This window comes from Curtobacterium sp. MCSS17_016 (assembly GCF_003234255.2).
GTDB lineage: Bacteria > Actinomycetota > Actinomycetes > Actinomycetales > Microbacteriaceae > Curtobacterium > Curtobacterium flaccumfaciens.
Map to the genome: position 1 here is coordinate 752,028 of NZ_CP126254.1, position 17,947 is coordinate 769,974.

A 17,947-nucleotide genomic window follows, 5' to 3' on the forward strand; every position below is an offset into this window, starting at 1 on the left:
CCACCGGCCTGGAGGCCCGTCCTGCGCCCGGCACGCCGCCGCCGGACCGGGTGGGGCTGGCGTCAAGGCACCGGCTCGCGTAGACTCGCTCGGTCGGCCTTCGACGTCGTGACATTGTGATCACGGAAATTCTGCTGGGTGTGTGTTGCTCGAGGGCTGGAATCACGTCGACTCGCGACGGGATGAACCCCCTCTCCGCAAGCAGCCCCCGCCGATGTCGCTGTCGGGCGCTGCGGTACGTTGCGCACCCGAGAAAGCAGCCATGGCCCCGTACAACAAGGGCGGCGCGGACAACCGCGCCTCCGACCGCGTCCGCCACCCGAACGGCACCCCCGCCGCCCGCAGCAGCAAGCACCGTGGGTTCCGCGCCGCCGACTCCTCGCAGCCGCGCCAGAAGCAGCGCTGGGACGCCGAGGAGCGTCGCGGTCGCGCGTCGCAGGGCGAGCGTCCGGCCCGTCCGAACTGGGAGCCGCGTGACAGTGGCGGCCAGCGTCGACCCGACCGCGACGACCGTGGTGGTCGCGGCTTCAACCGTGACGACCGTGCCCCGCGTCGCTTCGATCGTGATGACCGTGCGCCCCGTCGTGACAACGACGACCGGCCCCGTCGCTTCGACCGTGACGACCGCGCCCCGCGTCGCTTCGACCGCGACGACCGCGCGCCCCGCAGCTTCAACCGCGATGACCGTGCCCCGCGTCGGGACAACGACGACCGCCCGCGTCGTTCGTTCGACCGTGACGACCGTGCGCCGCGTCGTGACAACGACGACCGCCCGCGTCGTTCGTTCGACCGTGACGACCGTGCGCCCCGTCGGGACAACGACGCTCCCTACTCGCACGGCCGTCCCGACGCTTCGCAGGCTCCGCGTCGCGCCGGTACCGGCGCGCAGGGGCCCAGTCCCCGTCGCAGCTTCGACCGTGATGACCGCGCTCCGCGCAAGTTCGACCGCGACGACCGCGCTCCTCGTTCGTTCAACCGCGACGACCGTGCGCCCCGTCGTGACAACGACGACCGTCCCCGTCGTAGCTTCGACCGTGACGACCGCGCCCCGCGCAAGTTCGACCGCGACGACCGCAGCGACCGCACCCCGCGCCGCTCGTTCGACGAGCCCGAGCGCGGCAAGTTCGTGCCCGCCGACGACGTCAAGCTCGAGAAGCTCCAGGCCGAGGCCACCATCGCGGCCGACGTCGAGGGCGTGACCTTCGGCGACCTGGGCATCGGCGGCAACATCTCCCGCGCCCTGCAGGAGCTCGGTGCCTCGAGCCCGTTCCCGATCCAGGCGGCGACGATCCCCGACGTGCTCGCCGGCAAGGACGTCCTCGGCCGTGGCCGCACCGGCTCCGGCAAGACCATCGCCTTCGGTGCGCCGCTGGTCGAGAAGCTCATGGAGCACGGCGGCGGCACCAAGCGCAAGATGGGCCGCGCCCCGCGTGCGCTCATCCTCGCGCCGACCCGTGAGCTCGCCCTGCAGATCGACCGCACGGTGCAGCCGATCGCCCGCTCGGTCGGCCTGTTCACGACGCAGATCTACGGCGGCGTGCCCTACGGCCGTCAGGAGGGCGCGCTCGAGCGCGGCGTCGACATCATCGTCGGCACCCCCGGCCGTGTGCAGGACCTCATGAACAAGGGGAAGCTCGACCTCAGCGAGGTCATCATCTCCGTGCTCGACGAGGCCGACCACATGTGCGACCTCGGGTTCCTCGAGCCGGTGCAGGAGATCCTCTCCGCCACGGCCGAGGTCACCCCGCAGGGCAACCGCGCACAGAAGCTGCTGTTCAGTGCGACGCTCGACACCCAGGTCGCGGCGCTCGTCGAGCAGTTCCTGCACGAGCCGAGCGTGCACGAGGTCGCGGGTGAGGACCAGGCGTCCTCGACCATCGACCACCGTGTCCTCGTGGTCGAGCAGCGCGAGAAGGACCGTCTCCTCGAGGAGCTGGTCGCCGGCGACGGCAAGACCATCGTCTTCGCCCGGACCCGCGCCTACGCCGAGAGACTGGCCGACCAGTTCGAGGACGCCGGCATCCGAGCGACCTCGCTCCACGGTGACCTGAACCAGTCGCGCCGCACGCGCAACCTGCAGCTGCTCACCAGCGGCCGGGTGAACGTGCTCGTCGCCACCGACGTCGCCGCCCGCGGCATCCACGTCGACGACGTCTCGCTCGTCGTGCAGGCGGACGCCCCGGACGACTACAAGGCGTACATGCACCGCTCCGGCCGCACGGGTCGTGCCGGCAAGGAGGGCACGGTCGTCACGATCGTCCCGCGCGGCCGCATCCGCAAGATCGAGGGCATCCTCGAGCGCGCCGAGATCGAGGCGGACCTGGTGCAGGCCGCACCCGGTGACGGCATCGTGTCGGAGCTCGCCGCGCGCTAGTCGCGACCACACGACGGACGGGAGGCCCGGTACCAGCTGGTACCGGGCCTCCCGTCCGTCACATGGTGAGCACCAAGGGTCGGGTCGCGACGTCGGACCCGACCATTCCTGCTCACGAAGCGAGCGCGCGCCCCGCGCGCTCAGCGGTTGAAGAACAGCAGCCCGCGCACGAAGCCCGCCTGTCCGGCGTGCTGCGTGCAGTCGTCCAGGATGCTCACGAGTCGCGCGCCAGCCGTGACGGGCGGGTCCCACGCGTCGTCGACGACGGGATCGAGGTCGTCCGGGCCGAGCGTGCCGAGGTACGCGACGGTGCGCTCGTGCACCGCACGCAGGTACCCGGTGAGCAGCTCGGCAGAGGCCCGAACCCGCCCGACGTCGTCGCGGGACATGCCGTAGCCGAGCGCCTCGGCCGGGAACGGCAGCCCGAACCGGTCGTACCAGCCGTCCGCCGTCCAGACCTGCTCGGAGCCGGCGAGGTCGGCGATCTGCACGTCCTGGCCGCGGGCGATGTGCCACGTGAGCCACGCGAGGGTGTTCGCCCCGGCGGCCGGTCGTGCCGCGAGCTGGTCTTCGGAGAGCCCGTCGACGGCCCGCTCGACCGTCTCGGGGACGCGGGAGAACGCTTCGGTGAGGAGTTCAGAGGGGGTCATGGCGCTCACGCTACGCGCGGGCCGTGACACCGGCTGTCACACGGCGGCGCTGCGGTGGTGGCGCTCCAGGGCGGCACCGAGCCCCTCGAACGCGGCGGCGACCACGGCGCGGTCGGACGGTGCGACGACCTGCCGGAACGCGTCGGAGTAGACGGCGCCGACCTCGCGGGCGACCGCCGTGCCCGACGGCGTGAGGTGCAGGAGCACGCTCCGGCGGTCCTCGGGGTTCGGGCGACGCTCCAGGTGTCCGTGCTTCTCGAGCCGGTCGATCAGCGACGTCATCGCGCCGGTGCTGAGCTCGAGGTACTCGCCGGCCTGCTTCGGGGTGACGCCGTGGCCGCCGGCGGCGCTGAGGAAGAACACGAACCGGGTATCCGTGGCGTTCAGTGCGCGGACCGTGCTCTCGTGGTGCAGGACGCGGGCGTGCTGCATCTGGAGCACGCGGAAGGCGGTGAGCAGTCGCGGCAGGTCGGCGTCGGGATCCGTGTCGACGGTGACGGGGTCCGTCGCGGTGACGTCGGGCGACATCGGTGCCGGCGGGGTGGTGGGGGCGACGCGCGCCGCGGGGACGGCGGGTGCGTGCGGGGGAGGACGACCGGGTCGGTGTCCGTCATGGGGGCTCTTCTCGGGTGCAGGGGTGGAACTTCAGTCAACAAGTAACTCACTCGTCAAGACACCCCCATCAATGGGGGCATCCCAGGTATTGAGAGCTGCTCGAGGGCCAAGTAGCTTGATGCTCGTACCACCTCGGCACGTAGCGCGACCAACCACCGCGGGCCCGTCCGAACCACCGATCAGATCTCTTCCTCACGGAGTCCAACCATGTCTCGTGTCACGCCTCGTGCTGCCCGCCTCGCCGCCTGGATCGCCATCCCCGCTGCCCTCGTCGCCTCGGGGGTCGTCGTCTCGACGGCCTCGTACGCGGCGTTCTCCTCGACCACCGTCAACCCGACGAACAACTGGACGGCCGGCAGTGTCGCCCTGTCCGACGACGACAACAACACCGCGCTGTTCACGGCGAACAACCTGAAGCCCGGCTCGACCGGTGCGAACTGCATCGCGGTGACCTCGACCGGTTCGCTGCCCTCGGCCGTGAAGCTCTACGGCACGAACGTCTCGACCACGAAGGACCTGGCTGCGAACGTCAACCTGACCGTCGAGCAGGGCACCGGCGGCGGCTTCGGCTCCTGCTCCGGCTTCACCCCGGCCGCCACCGGCGGCTCGCTCTACAGCGGCACCGTCGCGGGCTTCGGCGCCGCCTCGACCAACTACGCGACCGGTGTCGGCACCTGGGCCCCGACCGGCACCGCGTCCGAGACGCGCGTCTACCGCGTCACCTACACGGTCTCGAGCACCGCCCCGAACACCGTGCAGGGCGGCACCGCAGCCCTCGGCTTCACCTGGGAGGCCCAGAACAGCTGAGCCGGGACCGGGGCCGAACCAGCCCCGTCCGTTCCCTCCCCGCAACGCGCCCCCGGTCGAAGGCAGTCATGAGCAGCATCGCAGTGCACGGTGGTCCCGCACCGCACGCAGCGGTCCGTGACGCCGTCGACTGGGGGCGCGTCGTCGTCGCCACCCTCGCCCGGGGCGTGGTCGCGACGCTGCTCGGCCTCGCGCTCTGGGCGGCCGCGCCGGCGCTCATCGGCTGGCAGCCGACCACCGTGATGACCGGTTCGATGGAGCCGCGGATCGTCCCCGGTGACGTGGTCGTCTCGCGTCCGGTCGGCTCGGGCGAGATCGCGACGGGCAAGGTGCTGCTGGCCGACGACCCCGACCAGGCGGACCACCTGCGCATGCACCGCTACGTCGAGGACGGCCCCGGCGGCACCATGGTCACGAAGGGCGACGCCAACCCGCAGCAGGACTCCACCCCGATCGAGCGCTCCGCCGTGCACGGCATCGCCTTCCTGCGCATCCCGTTCATCGGGACCCCGATCCGGTGGATCAGCGCGGGGGAGTGGGGCCTGATCGCGATGCTCGCGCTCGGCCTGACCGCGGTGCTCGCGCTCTGCACGATCGACGGGTCGCTCCGGAGGCTCGTCGAGGCCGACGACGACACCGACGGCGCAGCCGGTCGTCCGGACGACGGGGCTGGCCCGGACGCCGCTGCCGGTCCTGCAGACGGTGCCGACGTCGGCCTGGAGGCGCGGGACGGCGCCGCCACGGGCCTCCCGACCGCCGCGCCCACCGTCCTCACCCGTCGCGCGCTGCGTCGACGAGTCCGTCGCAGGCGGCGGCTGCGCCGCCTCGGTGGGGGCGCCGCGGTACTCGCGCTCGCGGCGGCCACCGGCGTCCTGCTGCCCGGAGCGGCGGAAGCGGCCCCGTGGTCACGGACCACCGTCGCCCCGACCGCGGCCTTCACGGCGGGCACGGCGACCGGTGTCCCCACCCTGACCTGCGCTCCGGCCGGGTCGAACACGGTGACGATCGCCTGGACCTACGACAACGGCGCGACCGTGCCGGTGTCGTTCGACCTGATGAACGGGACGACACAGGTGGCCAGCACGACGACTGCCGGGGCCCGTTCGATGACGTACGGGGGCGCCGGACTCCTGAACCTCGGCACCACCTACACGCTGCACCTCCGCACGAACCTCGGCAACAACTGGACCGCGACGAGCACACCGACGGTCAGGGTCCGGGTCGTCTCGGTGCTGGGCCTGGCGTCCGCCAGCTGCGCGACCGCCTGAGTCCTCCACAGGGCACCGCGAGGTGTCCGGAGATGTCCCCGGCCGGCGTTACCGTGGCCGCATGCGCATCCTGCACACCGGCGACTGGCACCTCGGCCGCACACTGCTGGGTGCCGACCTGCTCGAGCACCAGGCAGCCTTCACCGACTGGCTCGTCGACCTCGCCCGCGAGCGCGCGGTCGACCTCGTCGTCATCGCCGGCGACGTCTACGACCGTGCGATCCCGCCGGTGGACGCCGTCCGCATGCTCTCCCGCGTGCTGGAGCGCCTCGCCGAGACCACGACGGTGGTGCTCACCCCGGGCAACCACGACTCCGCCGCGCGGCTCGGCTTCGGTGCCGGCGTGATGGGGCAGCGCGTCCGCATCCTCGCCGAGCCCGCCCACGTGGCCGATCCGGTGCTCGTGCCCGACGACGACGGCCCGGTGGCCGTGTACGGCATCCCGTACCTGCACCCCGACCTCACGCGGTACGCCCTGGCGGCGGTCCCCGACGAACCCCTCGCTCGCTCACACCACGCCGTCGTGCACGCCGCCACCGAACGGATCCGCGCCGACCTCGCGACGCGGGCCGACACCCGCAGCGTCGTCGTCGCGCACGCCTTCGTCGGCGGTGCCGACCCGAGCGACAGCGAGCAGGACATCCGCGTCGGCGGGGTCGACCGCGTGGCCGAGTCGGTGTTCGACGGGTTCGACTACGTCGCCCTCGGGCACCTGCACGGCCCGCAGCGCGTCGGCGACGACGGCCGGATCCGGTACGCCGGGTCGCCGCTGGCGTTCTCGTTCGGCGAGCGGCACCAGCGGAAGTCCGTGACCATCGCCGACCTCGACGCGGCGGGTGCCGTCACCGTCGAGCTCGTACCGACCCCGGTGCCGCGGCGGCTCGTCGACGTGCGGGGCAGCATCGACGCCATCGAGTCCGGGGAACACCGGGCCGATGCCGACGCCTGGGTCCGCGTCGCGGTGACCGACACCGTGCACCCGGAACGCATGTACGCCCGCGTGAAGGACCACTTCCCGCACGCCCTGGCGATCACGCACGAACCGGCGGACCGGCCGGCCGCCACCGCCGCGCGGGCCGTCACCGCGACGTCCGACCCGGTCGAGGTCGCCGGCGACTTCGTGGCCTTCGCCACCGGCGGGCTGCCCGACGGCGACGAACGGGCGGTGCTGACCGAGGCGTACGAGGCCGCGGTGCTCGCCCTGCAGCGTGAGGGGGACCGCTGATGTACCTGCACCGACTCGATCTGCGCGCCATCGGGCCCTACCCCGACCTCGTGACCATCGACTTCGCGGCGCTGGCCGCGTCCGGGGTCTTCCTGCTCGAGGGGCCGACTGGTTCCGGCAAGTCGACGATCATCGACGCCGTCGTGTTCGCCCTGTACGGCGGACTCGCCGGATCCGACGCCAGCTCCGACCGGCTGCACAGCCAGCACGCCGACCCCGCGGTCGAACCGTTCGTCGAGCTCGTGTTCGAGACCGGTGCTGGCACGTACCGGGTCCGGCGCACCCCGCAGTACGACCGCCCGAAGCAGCGGGGGACCGGCACGGTGAAGCAGCAGGCGTCGGTGCAGCTGTTCCGGCTCGCCGCGCCGACCGACGTCGCCGGCGAACCCATGTCGTCCCGCATCCCCGAGGTCGGGGTCGAGATCGCCCGGATCGTCGGGCTCGACCGCGCGCAGTTCCTGCAGACCGTGGTGCTGCCGCAGGGCGAGTTCGCACGGTTCCTCCGCTCCCCGGGGGAAGACCGCCGGAAGCTCCTGCAGTCGCTGTTCGGCACCCAGGTCTACGACCGCACCGCCGACGAGCTCGCCGCTCGCCGCCGAGCCGTGCAGGCCGAGGTCGAGGGGGCCGACGACCGCGTCCGCGAGGCCCTGGCCCGGTTCGCGCAGGCGGCCGACCTCGCTGACGCCGACGAGTCCGTCGTCCCCGGCACGGTGGCGTCCCTCCGCGCGACGGCCGACGCCGCCGGGGCGGCCCGGACGGCTGCGGCTGCCGCTGCGACGGCGGCGACCGAACACGAACGATCGGTGACGGCCCGTGCGGCCGCCCTGGAGCGGCGAGCGGGGCTGCTGCGGCGACAGGCGCTCCTCGACGACGACGCCCCGGCGATCGAGCAGGCACGGGCCGCGGTCGCGACGGCCGAGCGCGCAGCCCGGGTCGCCGCGGTGGCCGACGGCCTCGACGCCGCGACCGTCCGGGCTGACGACACCGCCGCGGCAGCCGCCCGACTGCGCGAGCAGCACGCACTCGGGGCCGTCGACGCACAGCAGGTCGCCCGGCGCCGCGACTCGCTGACCGACGCCCTGTCCGACGTCCGGCACCTCGTCGCGGTCGAGGCCGAGGCAGACACCAGGCGCACCGCCATCGCCGGGGCCACCGCGACCGCATCGCGCCTCACCGACGACCTCGCCGCCCTCGACACCGCGCTCGAGGCCCGGCCGACGGAACGAGCCCGGATCGTCGAGGCCGCCCGCACCGCCTCGACGACCGCTGCCGACGCCGACGCCGCCGCGCACGAGGTCGCCCGGGTGCAGTCGCTCCGCGCTGACCTGGCCGCCCGCGACCGCGCCGAACAGCGGGTCGCCGGTGCCGAACGCATCGTGGCCGATGCCCGCCGTCGGGCCACCGAGGCGCTCGACGCCGAACGCTCCCTGCGCGAGCGGCGGATCGCCGGACTCGCCGGAGAGCTCGGTGCCGCGCTGACCCCCGGCGACCCCTGCCCGGTGTGCGGATCGACGGCGCACCCGTCGGTGGCCGCGCCACAGGACGACCACCCGACGATCCAGGCGGTGGAGTCAGCGGGTGACGCCACGCGTACGGCCGACCAGCAGCTCGCCGACGCCGCGGCCGACCTGGCCGTCGAGCGCGCCGAGCACCTCCGACTGACCGACGTCGTCGGCGCCGTCGACACGGTCGCCCTCGACGCCATGGCGGTGGCCGCCGACGAGCGGGTCCGAGCGGCGCACGACGCCGCGGCGCTGGTGCTGGAGCACGAGCGCGAGCGGACGGCGCACGACACCGCGACGCGGGCGCTCGAGCGTGAGCGGAACGACCTCGACGCCCGGCGCACGGTGCTCGCGTCGACCGCGGCCTCCGACGCCGAGCGGCTCGACGCCGACCTGCGATCCGTGCACGAGGCGATCGACCGGCTCGCAGCACTGCTCGACAGCGACCACGGCAGCGACAGCTCGCCGGTGACGCTCCACGCCGTGGTCGACGGGCTCGACGGACGGCTGACGGTGCTCCGCGCCGTCGCCGAGGCCGACGACCGCGCGACTGCCGCAGCCCGCGCCCGCGCCGAGCGCAGCGCCGAGGTCGCCCGGGTCCTCGACGAGCAGGGGTTCCCCGACGTCGACGCCGCACGAGCCGGCCTGCTCGACCCCGACACCGTCGCACGGTTCCGCAGCAGCATCAGCGCAGCCGAGGCCGAACGCGCCGTCCTGCAGGCAGGGCTCGACGACCCCGCGGTGGTGCAGGCCGCCGACGACGATCCGGGGCAGCTCGACGTACCGGCGGCCCAGGCCGAACGGGTCCGCGCAACGGTCGAACTCGACGAGGCCACCCGGCTCGCGGTCACCGCTGCCCACCGTGCCGAAGCCGTCGAGCAGTGTGCGACCGAGGTCGACCGCACCGTCCGTGCGCGACAGGAGACCTCGGCCCGCAGCCGCGCGGTCGTCCGGCTCGCCGACGTCGCGAACGGGGTGGCATCGGTCAACCCGACCGGCATCACGCTCGGCACCTACGTGCTCATGCGGCGCTTCGAGGACGTCGTGGCGGCGGCGAACGACCGGTTGCGCGGCATGCTCGCCGGGCGGTTCACCCTCGAGACCTCCGATGAACGGGAATCCGGGTCACGGGCGCGACGGACGGGGCTCGCCCTCGCCGTGCACGACCACACGACCGACACCGTCCGTGATCCCCGCAGCCTGTCCGGCGGCGAGACGTTCACCGTGTCGCTGTGCCTGGCGCTCGGCCTGGCCGACGTCGTGCAGGCCGAGGCCGGCGGGGTCTCGCTCGGCACGCTGTTCGTCGACGAGGGGTTCGGCACGCTCGACCCCGAGACCCTCGACGACGTCATCGGGCAGCTGTCGCGACTGACCGCGGGCGGGCGACAGGTCGGGATCGTCAGCCACGTCGAGGAACTCAAGCAGCGGATCCCGGAGCGGATCGCGGTGCGACGCACCCCGGCCGGTGGGTCGCAGGTGACGACCACGGTCTGACCTGACCCGACCCGACCTGACGCTACGGGGTCGGCGTCGACTCCACCGTGCCGTCCGGCGGCGGCAGGATGTCCGCCGCGATCCACGGGAACACCCACTGGAACAGCACGAACACGATGGCGACGAGGAGCACGAGCAGCTCGAGCACCTTCAGGGCGGTGGGGCCGGGCAGCAGCCGCCAGACCAGGGGGAAGATCACTTGGCGGTCTCCGAGAGTTCCTTCGGGGTGCCCTCGGACGCGGGCATCCAGTAGTCGAGCTTCGCGTGCGTCACGAACCGCTCCGCCGCCGACCACATCGGGTGGCAGGCAGTCAGCGTGAGCCATCGGTCCTGGGGGGTCGGTTCCACACCGGGCTTGTTCGGCACCGGCGCGATCGTCTCGATCTTGTCGGGCGTCACGATCTGGCTGTCGGTAACCTTGTAGACGTACCAGACGTCGAACTTCGTCTTCGCGTCGGTGACCCGGACCACGACCGAGTCGCCCTTCTTGAGCTCCGCGATCTGGTTGAGGGGCTTGCCGTAGGTGACCCGGTGTCCGGCGACGGCGAAGTTGCCGGGTGCGCCGGGCATCGCGGTGTCCTGGTAGTGGCCGAGCCCGATGGTGTTGAGGACCTTCTCACGATCCGTGCCCTCGCCGATCGGCCGGTTGTAGTCCTTGCCGAACCGGGGGATCTGCATCGTGCCGAAGACGTCCGACAACCCCGGCGGTTCGTCCAGCACGGGTGCGGTGCCGCGGTGCTCGGTGCCCTCGACCTTCGGGGTCTTGACCTGGTCGAGGCCCTGCACGAGCTTCGTCTGCTCGTTCACGGCGACCACGTCGGTCCACCACGCCGTCCACACGACGTACAGGCCGGTGCCGGCGCCCGCGATGATGAGCAACTCGGCGATGAGCGACACGATCGCACCGCCGACCGTCTGCCGTCTGCGCGGGGAACGCCGGGACCGCGAACCGGCTTCGTCGTCCCGTGCGCTGCGGCGCGACGGGAGGGTGTCGTGTGCGGTCACGGGGCTCCTGATCGGCTGGGTGGTCGGACAGGTCTATCAGATCACGGCGACAGGCCGGTGACGACGTTCTCCCCACCCCCGTTAACGTGGGGGCATGGAGTACCGGATCCGCCCCTTCCGCACCGAGGACACCGACGCGGTCGTCGCCCTGTGGGAAACGTGCGGCCTCGTCCGACCCTGGAACGACCCCCGACGTGACATCGCCCGCAAGCTGACCGTCCAGCCCGAGCTCTTCCTGGTCGCCGAGCCCCAGGCCGCCGGCACCGGTACCGGTACCGACGACACCGACACCGGCGTCGTCGCCGCGGGCATGGCCGGCTTCGACGGGCACCGCGGCTGGGTGAACTACCTCGCCGTGCGCCCCGACCTGCAGGGCTCCGGCCTCGGTCGCACCCTGATGGCCGAGTTCGAGCGGCTCCTGACCGACCTCGGCTGCCCGAAGCTCAACCTGCAGGTGCGTGCCGGCAACGAGCAGGTGCTCGGGTTCTACGCGTCCCTCGGTTACACCGACGACCGCACGGTCTCGCTCGGCAAGCGCCTCATCCCCGACGCCTGACCGCTCCCGCCCGTCGCACCGTGCGGGTTCGCTCATCCGGTGCGGCGTTGGCGGCTCGGTGCGGTGCTGCAAGTCCGCACCGGGCGGTCAACCTCGCACGGTTCGAACGACTCGGCACCGTGCCCGGCCCCGTGCCGGCCCTGCCCGGCCCCGCTACGCCAACGCCAGCGCCACCGATGCGACGAACGCCAGCACGATGCCGACCCACTGCTGCGCGGTCAACCGTTCCCGCAGCACCACCCCGGCCAGCACCACCGTGCCGATCGGGTAGAGCGCGTTGAGCACACTCACGACGGGCAGGGTCGCCGGGTCGTCGCTGCTGTGCAGCCCCGCCTGGATGAACACGTTCGCCATCGCGTCGAAGACGCCACACACGGCCACGATGACCAGCAGCCGCGGACCCCATGCACGACCCGACCGAGGCCCGCGGACGGCGGCAGCCCCGTCGGGGCGGGCCGACGTCGGGGCGGACACCGGGCCTCCCGTCCGGAGCACGACGACGAGCGCCGCCGCACCCAGCAGCACCGCCTGCAGCACCCGCGCGACCACGAGGGGCGCGATGCCGGAGTCGGACGGCGTCATGTCGTAGGCCAGCACGATCCCGCCGAAGCCGCACCCGGCGACGGCGGCGGCGAGCACGCCCCGGGCGGTGAGCCGCGCGCCCGACGCGTCCCGGACCACCGCGACCAGGACCACCGCGACGACCGCGACCACGAGCGCGCCGGTCGCCACGGGTGACAGCACGGTGCCGCGGAACACCGCGACGAGCACCGGCACGAGGGCCGCGAACACGGCGGTGACGGGGGAGAGCACGCTCATCGGCCCGATCGCGAGTGCCGCGTAGAGCAGCAGCACCCCGACGCCGCCGGAGAGCCCGGCCACTGCACCCCAGACCGCGGCCGGCCACGAGAACACGCCGCCGAGGACCACCAGTCCGACGAGCAGCGGCAGGATCCCGATCGCGGCGGCCACCGCCGTGACGACGACCGGGCGGACCCGGCGCGAGGCGAGTCCGCCCAGGAAGTCGGCGAACCCGTAGACGATCGCGCCGGACAGGCCGAACAGGACGGTGAGCACGGCTCCCATCCTGCCCGGCCCGGTACCCTGCGGTGCGTGAGTGTTCCCTACCAGCGCCTGCCCCGGATCGACGGACGGTGGAGGTGGTGGCGGCCGCTCGTCGCCCTCGCGTTCCTGGCGGGGTGGTACCTCGTGTCGCAGATCGTCATCGCGGTCGCGTACTTCGTGCCGATCGGCGCAACGCAGGGGCCGCAAGCCCTGATCGACCTGCAGAACGACCTGGCCGGTGGCGCGCTCGACCCCACCGACCCGCTGATCCTGTCGCTGTCGCTGGTGTCGCTCGTGGTCCTGCTGCCGGGCATCCTGCTCGCCGTCAAGATCGCGCGGATCGGACCGGCCGGCATCCTGTCGTCCACGCGGTTCCGGGTCCGGTGGGCCTGGACGGCGTGGTGCCTGCTGCCGACGCTCGTCATCGCCGCGGTCATGTTCGTCGTCCAGACCGGCCTGTTCTGGGACGGCGGGATGATCACGACCGACGGCGGCTTCGCCTGGAACCACGACGCCATCGGCCAGTCGACGGTCTCCCTCGGCACCCTCACCCTCACGATCGTCCTCGTCGTCCTGCTCGTCCCGTTCCAGGGCGCTGCCGAGGAGTACATCTTCCGCGGTTTCCTCATGCAGACCGTCGCGTCGTGGATCCCGCGTCGCGTCGGCACGATCATCGCCGTGGCGGTCTCGACGGTCGTCTTCGCGGTGCTGCACATCCCGAACGGCTACAACGTCTGGGGCATCCTCGACGTCGGCTCGTTCGGTCTGATCGCGGCGATCATCGTCCTCCGGACCGGCGGGCTCGAGGCCACGGTCCTGCAGCACGCGTTCAACAACATCATGATCTTCGTGCTGCAGGCGCCCGGCTGGTCCGGGATCGACCTGACCTCGTCGGACGCGAACGGCACCTGGCAGGGGACGCTCGTCACCCTCGTCACGTCGCTCGCGTTCTGGGGCATGGTCGAGTTCCTGGCGTGGTGGCGGGGGCTGGACCGTCGGTTCGCCGGGCACGAGGCGCCCCGGTTCCGCGGTGTGACCCCGGCCTGGGCGGGCGGCGTCCGCTGGACCCGGCCGGGAGGCACGGGCTGGGCGACCACGCCGGCCCGCGCCGGCGACGTGGCCGGTTCCGACCACCGTGCCGACTCCGGCACGGACGGTGCTGTGGACAGTGCGGTGGGTGTCGCCGGTCGCCCGTAGGCTCGTGGCATGAGCACCACGCCCGCGTCCGCTGCCGTGTCTGCTCCCGCTGCCGTGTCCGCACCCCGTGCCGCTGCGCTCGACGTGCTGCACCGCGTGTGGGGCTACGACGACTTCCGCGGCGAGCAGGCGGCCATCATCGACCAGGTGGTGGCCGGTGGTGACGCCCTGGTGCTCATGCCGACCGGTGGCGGCAAGTCCCTCTGCTACCAGGTGCCATCGCTCGTCCGCGACGGCGTCGGGGTCGTGGTGTCGCCCCTCATCGCCCTCATGCAGGACCAGGTCGACGCCCTGGCCGCGAACGGCGTGCGCGCCGCGTTCCTCAACTCCACGCAGGGCCCCGACGAACGGTCCCGGGTCGAGCGTGCCGTGGTGCAGGGCGAGGTCGACATGCTCTACCTCGCTCCCGAGCGGCTCCGGCTCGAGTCCACCCGTGCGCTCCTCGACCGGGCGCGCGTCTCGCTGTTCGCCATCGACGAAGCGCACTGCGTCGCCCAGTGGGGGCACGACTTCCGCCCGGACTACCTCGAGCTGAGCGTCCTGCACGAGCGGTGGCCGACGGTGCCGCGCATCGCCCTCACCGCCACCGCGACCCCGCAGACCCACCGCGAGATCTCCGCACGGCTCGGCCTCGACGACGCCGCGCACTTCGTCGCCGACTTCGACCGGCCGAACATCCAGTACCGCATCGAACCGAAGACCGGCGCGCTGCAGCAGCTGCTCACCTTCATCCGCACGGAGCACAGCGGCGACGCGGGCATCGTGTACTGCTTGTCCCGCAACTCCGTCGAGCGCACCGCGTCCGCCCTGGCCGAGCAGGGGATCAACGCCCTGCCGTACCACGCGGGTCTCGACGCCCGGGTGCGTGCCCGCAACCAGTCGACGTTCCTGCGCGAGGACGGCGTCGTCATGGTGGCGACGATCGCGTTCGGCATGGGCATCGACAAGCCCGACGTCCGGTTCGTGGCGCACCTCGACCTGCCGAAGTCGGTCGAGGGCTACTACCAGGAGACCGGCCGTGCGGGTCGTGACGGGCTGCCGGCCACCGCCTGGCTCGCGTACGGCCTGAACGACGTCGTGCAGCAGCGGCGGATGATCGACCAGTCCGAGGGCGACGCCGCACACCGTCGGCAGCTCAGCGCCCACCTCGACGCCATGCTCAGCCTGTGCGAGACGATCGAGTGCCGCCGGGTGCGGCTGCTCGCGTACTTCGGGCAGGAGAGCACGGCGTGCGGCAACTGCGACACGTGCATCGCGCCGCCGGAGTCGTGGGACGGTACGGTCCCCGCGCAGAAGCTGCTGTCCACCGTCGTGCGGCTCGAGCGTGAGCGCCGCCAGCGGTACGGCGTCTCGCACCTCGTCGACATCCTGATCGGCAAGCGGTCTCCCCGCGTGCAGGAACTCCAACACGACACCCTGGCGACCTTCGGCATCGGCGCGGACCTGTCCGAGGGCGAGTGGCGCGCGGTCGCACGACAGGTGCTGGCCCAGGGCTACGCGGCGGTGTCGGGCGACGGCTTCGGCACGGTCGTCCTCAGTCCCACGAGCGCCGAGGTCCTGACCGGCAAGGTGCAGGTGCGGATGCGTCGCGACCCGGTCAAGGCTCCGCGAGCCGGACGCAGCAGTCGACGGACGGTCGTCACCGACATGCCGCAGGAAGCCGTCGGCCTGTTCGAGGCCCTGCGTGCCTGGCGTGCCGCCGAAGCCCGCGAGCAGGGCGTCCCCGCGTACGTGGTGTTCAACGACGCGACGCTCCGGGGGATCTCCGCCGTCCGACCTGCCGACGTCGACCAGCTCGGCGAGATCTCCGGCGTCGGCGCGGCGAAGCTCGAGCGGTACGGACGCGCGGTCCTCGACGTCGTCGCCGCGGCCGACTGACCCTCGACCAGCACTGCATGCCGTTCCGGGCATGTGCCCTCCGCGCGCCTCATTACACTCGGTAGCTCGTCACCACGAGGAGGTCCGGTGTCCGGTTCGACGAAGTTCGCCACCGTGCTCAGTCGCGCGGTGGTGACCCCGCTCGCCCGGTTGCTGTGGCGCCCGAAGATCATCGGTCGTCGGAACGTCCCGAAGCGTGGTGCCGTGATCCTCGCGAGCAACCACCGCTCGTTCATCGACTCGCCCGCGATCACGCTCATGGCACCGCGCAAGGTGTCGTTCCTGGCGAAGCAGGAGTACTTCACGGGTTCGGGTCTCAAGGGAGCCGTCTCGCGCGCGTTCTTCGGCGGCATCGGCGCCATCGGGGTCGAACGTGGCGCGGGTGCGGCGGCGCAGCAGGCCCTCGACCTCGGGCTGGCACGCCTGCAGGAGGGCGAGGCGTTCGCGATCTACCCGGAGGGCACGCGCTCGCTCGACGGCCGGATCTACAAGGGCCGCACGGGTGTGGCGTGGCTGGCGCTGACGAGTGGCGCCCCCGTGGTGCCCGTCGCGCTCACCGGCACCGAGGACGTCCAGCCGGTCGGGTCCCGGCTGCCGAAGCTCGCCCGCGTGACGATCGAGTTCGGGCAGCCGATCGACCTGTCGTCCTTCGGCGAGGCGACGTCCGGTCGTGCACGGCGCCACGCGACCGATGCGGTGATGGCGGCGATCCAGGAGCTCAGCGGCCAGGAGCCGGCGAACACCTACAACAACCCGCCCGCGACGATCGTGGAGCGGGTCCGTCGGGCGCTGCAGCCGGACGACCCGACCGCGGCTGCCGTCGACCCGGACTGATCGCTACGACTGTCCGGTCACTATTGCACATCTGAAATATCGATGGTTGAATGGCGGACGTGCCGCTCGGCACGCCGCCATCGCCGGTCGCCCGAGAACGACCAGCCACGACATCCAGATCGGACCGTCCGCAGCATGTCCTCCACCCCGCTCTTCGACTCCATCGCCCAGCGTCGCGATCAGGCCGACGCTCCGCACTCCACCGTGCGCTCCACCCCGTCGCCGGCGATCGCCGTCGTGACCCCGGTACCGACCTCGCCGATGTCCGCGCCCGTCCGCCCGGGTGACTCCACGCTGGTGCCGGCCGCACTCGTGGCCGCGATCGACGAGATCCCGGTGCGGGTGGCATCGGCCCTGGTGACCGAGGCCACGATCCGTCCCGAGCACCTCGTCCTGGTCGAGACCGTCGCCGACGCGATCACCCGCGCGGTCGTCGACGCCGTCGTGTGCGAGCTGGACCGGATCGCCCGTGACGGCGTCGTCCGCGTCTGACCGGGCCGGGTGCCGCACGATGACGACCCCCGACGACGGCCTGCCCCGGCGCCCACGCGGTGCCGAGCGTCGCGCCGCCGACCGACCGACCGCGCCCCGGCCGCGCCGTGCACGGCACGCTGCACAGCCGGGGCCGCTCCGAGCCGCCGGGGTGGCGGTGCCCCCTCCCGCCACCCCGGCTTCCACCCAACCCTCACGACGCCTCCGGCCGCCAGAGCCCACCCTGCCGACGCAGCCGGCCGCTCCCACGCAGCCGGCCGCTCCCACGCAGCCGGCCGCTCCCACACGCCGCCGCCCCGCGTCCTTCCAGATCCCCGCCCGGCGGACCCTTCCCGCCGCGGCGGTCACCGCCGTCACGTGCCTGTTCGTCGCGGTCGGCTCCCCGCAGACCGCCGTCGCCGCTCCGGCCGCTCCGGACTCCACGTCGGCGTCGGCCGGCATGCAGCACTTCGTCGCCGAGGGTTCGACCGGTCCGACCGCCGGCCGCGACGACTTCTCGGTCGGCCGTGCTGCCGCAGCCCTCCGGGTTCCCGGTGGCTCGGGCCCGACCGGTGGAGCCGTCCGCCCCACGGCCGGTGCGATCCCGGACGCCGGTGGCTTCGGCTCCCGCTGGGTCGTCGGTTGCGCGTCCTGCTCGTCGAACCACCAGGGGGTCGACTTCGCCGCGGCCATCGGGACCCCGGTCGTCGCCGCGCTGCCCGGTCGGGTCGTCTCGGCGGGTGTGCTCGGTGGCTACGGCAACCAGGTCCTCCTGCGGCACGCCGACGGCACCGCGACCCGGTACGGGCACCTGTCGGCGATCGACGTCCGCCCCGGCCAGGTCCTCGGCACGGGGGAGCGGCTCGGGGCCGTCGGCAACACGGGCGTCTCGACCGGCGCCCACCTGCACTTCGAGGTCATCGTGGCCGGCACCCCGATCGACCCGGCCGCTTGGCTCAGGGCTCGCGGGCTCCTCTGACGGCGTCGGGCGTAGCGTCGGAGCGGT

Annotated in this window: 16 protein-coding genes; 11 read left to right on the forward strand and 5 right to left on the reverse strand. The window is 72.9% G+C overall.

Annotation, left to right across the window (positions count from 1 at the left end; all coding sequences use genetic code 11):
- Positions 1-262 precede the first annotated feature (262 nt).
- Positions 263-2,374 carry a DEAD/DEAH box helicase gene (locus tag DEJ19_RS03685; protein ID WP_111234328.1) on the forward strand — a complete coding sequence of 704 codons (2,112 nt, stop codon included), beginning with the start codon at positions 263-265 and terminating at the stop codon, positions 2,372-2,374.
- A gap of 140 nt (positions 2,375-2,514) precedes the next feature.
- On the opposite strand, the gene DEJ19_RS03690 is transcribed toward DEJ19_RS03685, so the two are convergent.
- Positions 2,515-3,024 (reverse strand): mycothiol transferase, encoded by a 510-nt coding sequence (locus DEJ19_RS03690; protein ID WP_111234327.1) that lies wholly within the window; start codon positions 3,022-3,024, stop codon positions 2,515-2,517.
- A gap of 36 nt (positions 3,025-3,060) precedes the next feature.
- Positions 3,061-3,552, reverse strand: a complete 492-nt coding sequence (locus tag DEJ19_RS03695) for a MarR family winged helix-turn-helix transcriptional regulator (protein WP_284176585.1) — start codon at positions 3,550-3,552, stop codon at positions 3,061-3,063.
- A gap of 294 nt (positions 3,553-3,846) precedes the next feature.
- On the opposite strand from DEJ19_RS03695, the gene DEJ19_RS03700 reads away from it, so the two are divergent.
- The 4 genes from DEJ19_RS03700 (at position 3,847) to DEJ19_RS03715 (ending at position 9,935) form a co-directional block, all read left to right on the forward strand.
- Positions 3,847-4,446 (forward strand): M73 family metallopeptidase, encoded by a 600-nt coding sequence (locus tag DEJ19_RS03700; protein ID WP_110864334.1) that lies wholly within the window; start codon positions 3,847-3,849, stop codon positions 4,444-4,446.
- A 68-nt stretch (positions 4,447-4,514) separates the two neighbouring features.
- Complete coding sequence (locus DEJ19_RS03705; protein ID WP_111234325.1) at positions 4,515-5,714, forward strand: S24/S26 family peptidase; 1,200 nt, start codon at positions 4,515-4,517, stop codon at positions 5,712-5,714.
- Positions 5,715-5,775: 61 nt separating this feature from the next.
- Positions 5,776-6,939 (forward strand): metallophosphoesterase family protein, encoded by a 1,164-nt coding sequence (locus tag DEJ19_RS03710; protein WP_111234324.1) that lies wholly within the window; start codon positions 5,776-5,778, stop codon positions 6,937-6,939.
- Positions 6,939-9,935, forward strand: a complete 2,997-nt coding sequence (locus DEJ19_RS03715; RefSeq protein ID WP_111234323.1) for an AAA family ATPase — start codon at positions 6,939-6,941, stop codon at positions 9,933-9,935. The genes DEJ19_RS03710 and DEJ19_RS03715 overlap by 1 nt, the downstream gene beginning before the upstream one ends.
- Before the next feature lie 22 nt (positions 9,936-9,957).
- Here the strand turns inward: DEJ19_RS03715 and DEJ19_RS03720 are convergent, their stop codons facing one another.
- Both DEJ19_RS03720 and DEJ19_RS03725 read right to left on the reverse strand, forming a co-directional pair.
- Positions 9,958-10,134, reverse strand: coding sequence for a hypothetical protein (locus tag DEJ19_RS03720; protein ID WP_156463787.1), 177 nt, complete (start codon positions 10,132-10,134; stop codon positions 9,958-9,960).
- On the reverse strand, positions 10,131-10,940 hold the full coding sequence (locus DEJ19_RS03725) for a class E sortase (protein WP_244993373.1): 810 nt from the start codon (positions 10,938-10,940) through the stop codon (positions 10,131-10,133). Before DEJ19_RS03725 ends, DEJ19_RS03720 begins: the two co-directional genes overlap by 4 nt.
- A gap of 94 nt (positions 10,941-11,034) precedes the next feature.
- Between DEJ19_RS03725 and DEJ19_RS03730 the strand changes: the two genes are divergently transcribed.
- On the forward strand, positions 11,035-11,496 hold the full coding sequence (locus tag DEJ19_RS03730) for a GNAT family acetyltransferase (RefSeq protein ID WP_111095513.1): 462 nt from the start codon (positions 11,035-11,037) through the stop codon (positions 11,494-11,496).
- Between the two features lie 153 nt (positions 11,497-11,649).
- Here DEJ19_RS03730 and DEJ19_RS03735 read toward each other — a convergent pair whose 3' ends face one another.
- Positions 11,650-12,573 (reverse strand): EamA family transporter, encoded by a 924-nt coding sequence (locus DEJ19_RS03735; RefSeq protein ID WP_111234322.1) that lies wholly within the window; start codon positions 12,571-12,573, stop codon positions 11,650-11,652.
- A 36-nt stretch (positions 12,574-12,609) separates the two neighbouring features.
- On the opposite strand from DEJ19_RS03735, the gene DEJ19_RS03740 reads away from it, so the two are divergent.
- The 5 genes from DEJ19_RS03740 (at position 12,610) to DEJ19_RS03760 (ending at position 17,920) form a co-directional block, all read left to right on the forward strand.
- Positions 12,610-13,758 carry a CPBP family intramembrane glutamic endopeptidase gene (locus tag DEJ19_RS03740; RefSeq protein WP_111234321.1) on the forward strand — a complete coding sequence of 383 codons (1,149 nt, stop codon included), beginning with the start codon at positions 12,610-12,612 and terminating at the stop codon, positions 13,756-13,758.
- 9 nt (positions 13,759-13,767) lie between these two features.
- Complete coding sequence (gene recQ / locus DEJ19_RS03745; protein ID WP_111046692.1) at positions 13,768-15,636, forward strand: DNA helicase RecQ; 1,869 nt, start codon at positions 13,768-13,770, stop codon at positions 15,634-15,636.
- Between the two features lie 87 nt (positions 15,637-15,723).
- Positions 15,724-16,470: a lysophospholipid acyltransferase family protein gene (locus DEJ19_RS03750; RefSeq protein WP_111105290.1), complete on the forward strand. Its 747-nt coding sequence runs from the start codon at positions 15,724-15,726 to the stop codon at positions 16,468-16,470.
- 135 nt (positions 16,471-16,605) lie between these two features.
- Complete coding sequence (locus DEJ19_RS03755; RefSeq protein ID WP_111234320.1) at positions 16,606-16,962, forward strand: hypothetical protein; 357 nt, start codon at positions 16,606-16,608, stop codon at positions 16,960-16,962.
- A 19-nt stretch (positions 16,963-16,981) separates the two neighbouring features.
- A complete protein-coding gene (locus tag DEJ19_RS03760; RefSeq protein ID WP_284176586.1) occupies positions 16,982-17,920 on the forward strand; it encodes a peptidoglycan DD-metalloendopeptidase family protein in 939 nt (312 codons plus the stop codon).
- Positions 17,921-17,947: the final 27 nt, after the last annotated feature.